General features: G+C 67.3%; 3 protein-coding genes. All 3 read left to right on the top strand.

From position 1 onward, the window contains the following. Positions 1 to 1,317, top strand: a 1,317-nt coding sequence (locus tag EN935_RS28265; protein ID WP_206534590.1) for a cobaltochelatase subunit CobN, incomplete at its 5' end; no start/stop codon positions are given. Beyond that, on the top strand, positions 1,314 to 2,666 hold the full coding sequence (gene cobG, locus EN935_RS28260) for a precorrin-3B synthase (RefSeq protein ID WP_127373849.1): 1,353 nt from the start codon (positions 1,314 to 1,316) through the stop codon (positions 2,664 to 2,666). The genes EN935_RS28265 and cobG, both read left to right, overlap by 4 nt. A 2-nt stretch (positions 2,667 to 2,668) precedes the next feature. After that, the coding region (locus EN935_RS28255; RefSeq protein WP_127373848.1) for a precorrin-8X methylmutase at positions 2,669 to 3,220 on the top strand (552 nt) is incomplete at its 3' end.

Genomic DNA, 3,220 nt, shown 5'->3' with positions numbered 1-3,220 from the left:
ATCTATGGCCGCGCTCCGGAGGACGAGCCCGACGCCATGCGCCGCCAAAGTGCGGCGTCCGAGAAGGCGGCGCTGCTCGCCGCGCTCGATGGCCGCCACGTCAAGGCCGGTCCGGCCGGCGCGCCCGCGCGCGGCCGTTCCGACGTCTTGCCCACCGGCCGCAATCTGTTCACCTCGGACCCGCGCACCATGCCGACGCCGACCGCCTATGATCTGGGCAAGGCAGCGGCAGAGGAAGTCGTGCGCGGCTACATGCAGTCGCATGGCGACTGGCCGCGCTCGCTGGTCATCGATCTCTGGGGCTCGGCCTCGCTGCGCACCGGCGGCGAGGAGATCGCGCAAGGCCTGGCGCTGATGGGCTGCCGCCCGCAATGGGATTCGGCGACCGGCCGCATCACCGGCATCGAAGTGCTGCCTCCCGCCGCACTCGGCCGGCCGCGCGTCGACGTCACCTGGCGCATTTCAGGCCTGTTCCGCGACATGTTCCCTACCCAGATCGCGCTGGTCGATGCCGCCGCCAACGCGGTTGCCGCGCGCGACGAGGAGGATTCTGAAAACCCCCTCGCGGCCAAAACCCGCGCTGACGGCAAGATCAGCCCGCGTATCTTCGGTACCTCGCCCGGCACCTATGGCGCCGGCGTCGAGGATTTTTTGTCCTCGGGCAACTGGGGCGCGCGCGAAGAGATCGGCCGCGCCTATCTCGACGCCACCTCGCATGCCTATGGAGGAGCCGAGGGCGAAGGCATCTCCGCGCCCGGCGCCTTCGAGGGCCGCATCGCCGAGGCCGATCTTCTCGTCCACACCGGCGGCGACCCCGGCCGCGACATCCTCGAAGGCTCCGCCGACGTCGCTTTCATCGGCGGCTTTTCGGCCGCTTTGGCAACGCTCGGCAGGAGTGCCGACGTCATCGTGCTCGACACCACGGACCCGCAAAAGCCGAAGCCGCGCTCGGTCGGCGAGGCCGTATCGCGCGTCGTGCGTGCCCGCGCCGTCAATCCACGCTTCATATCAGGCCAGATGCGCCACGGCCCGCGCGGTGCCTCCGAATTCGCCGAAACCGTTGACCGGCTGGTCGGCTTTGCCGAAACCACCCATGCAATATCGGGAACGCTGATCGAGGCGGTGCATGATGCCTATCTCGGCGATCCCATGGTCCGCGCTTTCATCCTGCGCGAGAACCCTGCCGCTGCCAAAGTCATCGCCGAGCGCTTCCTGTCGGCGCGCCGGCGTGGTCTCTGGCATCCCCTGCGCAATTCCATCGACGACGATCTCACAGCCCTGATTGCCGAGGCAGAAGCGCTTGGGGTGGCGGCATGAACGCCTTCTCGCGTCGTGGCGCCTGTCCGGCCCTGTCGGCGCCGATGCAGACCGGCGACGGCCTGCTGGTGCGGCTCAACCCGGTCGCGGGAGGCCCATCTTCTGGAGGATTGTCGCCGAAGCTTTTGATCGGGATAGCCGAATCCGCTTTGCGGCATGGCAATGGCATCATGGAAGTGACAGCGCGCGGCAGCCTGCAGATACGCGGGTTGACCCCTCAAAGCGCGCCTCTGTTGGCGACGGAGGTCGATGCGCTTGATATCGCGGTGCGCACAGGCGTGCCGGTCGAGACCGGGCCGCTGGCCGGCATCGATCCGCAAGAGATCGCCGATCCCCGGCCACTGGCTGAACAGATCAGGGCGGCGCTCGAAGAGGCTGGGCTTGTGCAGCGCCTAGGACCGAAGGTTTCGATCGTTGTGGACGGCGGCGGGCAACTTGGACTGGATGCAGTGACTGCCGATGTGCGGCTTGCTGCAACGCACACCGATGCCGGTATCCGGTGGTGGGTGTCTGTCGCGGGTGACGGGCAGAACGCGAGGCCGCTTGTCACGGCGGGAGACGACGCGGCGCGAGACATTGCCGTTGCGGTGCTGAGGATGGTCGCCGAGAAAGGCCGCGAGGCTCACGCAAGGGATTTGTCGGAGAGACAATTGGCGTCTCTCGCAAGCTGGCATTCTGTGGCGCCCCCCTCCGGCAGGACAGAGGGGGGCGCCGTAGAGCACTCTCGCCGGCCAATTGGCGTCTTCAATGTACGCCACGCCATTGCCCTCGGCATCGCTCTCCCCTATGGCAGCATGCCGGCGGACAAGATCATCGCCCTTGCCCAAAGCGCCCTCACGCACGGCACGTCAGAAATCCGCCTCGCCCCAGGCCGGGCCTTCCTTTTCCTTGGTCAACCAGCCGCCGCCAACTCATCGCTTCAGCGCACCGCCGCCACCCTCGGCTTCGTCACCTCCCCCGCCGACCCGCGCACGCGCATTGCCGCTTGCCCTGGCACGCCGGCCTGCGCCTCCGGCCGGATCGCCACGCGCGACATTGCCGAGACGATCGCCGCTGAAAACGCCGACATCCTCGACTTCACGCTGCACGTTTCCGGATGCGCCAAGGGCTGCGCCCACCCCGGCCCGGCTGCGCTAACGATAGTCGGCGGCGAAAACGGAGCCGGACTTGTCGTGAACGCGACGGCAAAGGCCCTTCCTGCCGGCTACAGGCCGGGCTATGACGCCGCGCGCGGCATCGGCCGCGTCGCGGCAATGATCCGCAGCACACGATATCAAGGCGAAACCGCCGCCGCTTGCCTGACAAGGCTCGGGCCGGCCGGTATCGCCGAGGCTTACCGACAGGAATGAGCATGGCCGCCTACGACTACATCCATGACGGCACGGCGATCTATGAGCGCTCTTTCGCCATTATCCGCGCCGAGGCCGATCTTTCGCGCTTTTCCGAAGCCGAGGCCGATGTCGCCATCCGCATGATCCATGCCTGCGGCCAGGTCGAAGCATCAAGTCATTTTGTCTTCTCCAGCGATTTCGTTACCGCCGCCCGCGCCGCTTTGGCGGCTGGTGCGCCGATCTTCTGCGACGCGGAAATGGTCTCGCACGGCGTCACCCGCGCCAGGCTGCCGGCGAGCAATGAGGTGATCTGCACCTTGCGCGACCCGCGCACGCACGACATCGCCAGGGAGATCGGCAACACCCGTTCGGCTGCCGCGATCGACCTTTGGGGCGAACGCATGGCCGGTTCGGTGGTTGCCATCGGCAATGCGCCGACCGCGCTCTTCTACCTCCTGGAAAAACTGCGCGATGGCGCGCCCAAGCCGGCGGCCATCATCGGCATGCCGGTCGGCTTCGTCGGTGCTGCCGAATCAAAGGATGCGCTGGCCGAGAATTCCTACGGCGTTCCC

The organism is Mesorhizobium sp. M7D.F.Ca.US.004.03.1.1 (assembly GCF_003998635.1).
GTDB lineage: Bacteria > Pseudomonadota > Alphaproteobacteria > Rhizobiales > Rhizobiaceae > Mesorhizobium > Mesorhizobium loti.
This window is presented reverse-complemented; position numbering and strand designations above follow the sequence as displayed.